1 protein-coding gene is annotated in these 415 nt (G+C 23.1%); it reads left to right on the top strand.

The genetic code is table 11. The features are described 5' to 3' along the window. The coding region (locus tag CD122_RS12220; protein WP_206167777.1) for a hypothetical protein at positions 1-217 on the top strand (217 nt) is incomplete at its 5' end. Positions 218-415 lie beyond the last annotated feature (198 nt).

The following is a 415-nucleotide window of genomic DNA, read 5'->3' as shown; positions in this document are numbered from 1 at the left end:
GGCTATAATAATTTTTGCGAAAGAATCTAAAATAAGTGGTATTGTTGAAATAATATATATTTTAAAAAGTTTAATGTTTTTTTGGTGTATAATACTTTTTCGATCTAATAATTTACATAAGAGTACGTATAATAAACCGTTTATAATAGGCGATAAAAAGGATGCTAAAAAAGAAATAAATAGAAACAACAAAATTATAGCCCACTTGATGTTTTGATTCAAATTACTTAGTACAATTATTAAGTCAATAATTTTATATGATAGGAACGTTGTAATAATCGCATTTAAAAAGCATATTAAAAATATATATTTATTATCAATATCACTACGGTATCCAAGCTTCTTATTCATAAGTCAATTATCCCTTCATGATTATATATTTAAGCACTTGTCTATATGGTACACTATATGATAT

It is taken from the genome of Staphylococcus rostri, from assembly GCF_002902145.1.
In the GTDB taxonomy this organism is placed as follows: domain Bacteria; phylum Bacillota; class Bacilli; order Staphylococcales; family Staphylococcaceae; genus Staphylococcus; species Staphylococcus rostri.
Note: the sequence above shows the minus strand (reverse complement) of the source record. Positions and strands in the feature narration are given on the sequence as shown.